General features: G+C 39.8%; 2 protein-coding genes. Both read left to right on the plus strand.

Annotated features, from left to right (window positions below):
• The first annotated feature begins 217 nt into the window (after positions 1-217).
• The gene (gene istA, locus GQR55_RS19815; protein ID WP_166421945.1) at positions 218-1,768 is read left to right on the plus strand and encodes an IS21 family transposase; all 1,551 of its coding nucleotides are present in this window, start codon (positions 218-220) and stop codon (positions 1,766-1,768) included.
• Between the two features lie 11 nt (positions 1,769-1,779).
• On the plus strand, positions 1,780-2,535 hold the full coding sequence (gene istB / locus GQR55_RS19820) for an IS21-like element helper ATPase IstB (RefSeq protein WP_076923272.1): 756 nt from the start codon (positions 1,780-1,782) through the stop codon (positions 2,533-2,535).
• Positions 2,536-2,616: the final 81 nt, after the last annotated feature.

A 2,616-nucleotide genomic window follows, 5' to 3' on the forward strand; every position in this document is an offset into this window, starting at 1 on the left:
TGCATATTCTCTCCAGCTTTGATCACCCAATTGCATTAACTTTGATCGCTTATTCTCATTAAGCTTTGATCACTAAAATCACTTGTAAATGATCACTTTTATGCTCTTAATGATTTTGCCGTTCAAAGCTTAATACCACTCGTAACCGAGTTCACGTTTTATCATTTTTGTAGGTGTGTTAAACCGTTATCTGAATCGTTTGATGAGGATAACAACAATGACAACAAGACCTATATCTATGAGTAAATTACATTCCATTTTACGGCTGAAGTACTCAGCACAATTATCCCATCGAGAGATTGCCAGAAGTTTAAATATTTCACCTGGTACTGTGGCTAATTACCTTAAAAAGGCCAATGAGTTAGGCTTAAATCAATGGCCAATACCTGAGGATAAACAGCAAAATACATTTTTCAACACCAAACTCAAGCGCTTCTCAACGCGTAAAAAAAGACACCCAACGCCTGACTGGTTAAATATCAATAAAGACTTAAAACAACATAAACACCTAACATTACAGCTCGTGTTTGATGAGTTACTTGAAAAAATGGGTGAGCCTTATTACAGCTACAGTCACTTCTGCCGAGCTTATAAACAATGGTTAGGTACGCAACGACTCTCAATGCGTCAGCAGCATAAAGGGGGTGAAAAGCTGTTTGTGGATTATTGTGGCCCCACAATTACCATTACTTGTCCGACGACACAGGAAAAACGCACTGCTCAGATATTCGTTGCTGTGCTAGGTGCATCAAATTATACCTATGCTGAAGCAACGTATAGTCAGCAACTTGAAGATTGGGTAATGAGTCATGCGCGTTGCTTTGAATTTTTAGGCGGCGTTCCTGACGTTGTTATTCCCGACAATCTCAGAAGTGCTGTCAGTAAAACCTGTCGCTACGAGCCTGATTTAAATCCGACGTACCACCAGTTAGCCGAGTACTTTAACGTTGCTGTCATTCCGGCTAGACCTTATAAACCCAAAGATAAATCGAAGGCTGAAGTGGGCGTACAAATTGTTGAGCGTTGGATCATGGCACGCTTACGTAACCAAACCTTCCACAGCTTAGCGCAACTCAATCATGAAATAGCAAAGCTACTGGATATGATGAACAATAAGGTGATGAAGCAATATCAACAATCACGTAAACAGCTATTTGATATGGTTGATAAAAACGCATTAAAGCCATTGCCTGAAAAGCCCTATCAATATACACAAATCAAAACAGTACGTGTGCATATTGATTACCATGTTGAAATAGAAAAACATTACTACAGCGTGCCTTATCTGTGGGTTAAAAAACAATTACGCGCACACATATCCAATCAACTCGTGCAGCTTTATTATGACGGTACTTTAATAGCACAGCATCCACGCTCAAACCGTTTAGGCGGACATACGACACAGACACATCATATGCCAAAGGCGCATCAAAAACAGCATGAGCAGTCACCGATAAATTTACGCTCATGGGCATTGGATATCGGTGATTATACTCATCAAGTCGTTGAATTATTGCTTAATAGCAAACGTCATCCAGAGCAAGCTTATCGCACTTGTTTAGGGGTGTTAAGTTTAGCTAAAACGTATTCAAAGGAACGCCTCGAGCGAGCATGCTACCGAGCAATTTGCATGAATACGACCACACTCAGATCTATTAAGCAAATGCTGCAAAAAGGGTTAGACCAACAACCATTACCCACACTCCAAACAGAGCCAGAAAAGCCAATTACACATAGCAACATACGTGGCACAGATTACTACCATTAAGGAATGCAAACATGATAGAAACAATTAATCAGCAACTTCAACTGCTCAAGTTATCGGGTATAAAGCAAGCACTCAAGCAGCAGCTTGAACAGCCAAACCTATATCAAGAACAAAGCTTTATAGAGCGCGTCAGTTTATTACTAACGCATGAAATTGATACGCGTGACCAAAGAAAAATAGAGCGACTAGTGCGACAAGCAAAATTCCGCGTACCGGGTCAGTTAAATCAACTTATTTACTCGCCGAAGCGCAATCTAGATAAAGCACAAATACGTAGCCTCAGCCAAAGCACCTGGCTGAGTTTACATCAGAATATATTAATTACAGGCGCCACAGGCTGTGGCAAAACCTACCTCGCGTGTGCCTTGGGTCACGAGCACTGTTTACAAGGGAAAAGTGTCTTCTATATTCGATTAAAAGAATTACTTGAAAGTCTATTTCTAGCACAGGCCGATGGCAGTTATCGAAAATTATTGGGTAAACTCATTAAATACGACTTACTTATTTTAGACGATTGGGGGCTAGAGCCACTCAGTGCTCAGCAACGAAGTGACTTACTTGAATTAATCGATGCTAGATATGGTTATAAATCACACATCATCATTAGTCAGTTACCACAGGAAAATTGGCACCAAATGATCGGTGAATCAACGCATGCTGATGCTATTTTAGATAGGCTGATTCATGGTGCAATTAAGTTGAATTTAAAAGGAGAATCGATACGAAAACAGTTAAATGAATTGACTGATGATGATCAGTTAAGTTAATTTAAAAATGGCTCTACAAAATGATAAATCAAGCGATCAAAGCTGATGAGAATCGGTGATCAAAGTAATGAGAATACGCAC

Origin of the sequence: Pseudoalteromonas sp. Z1A8, assembly GCF_011378855.1 — a bacterium.
Classification (GTDB): Bacteria; Pseudomonadota; Gammaproteobacteria; order Enterobacterales; family Alteromonadaceae; genus Pseudoalteromonas.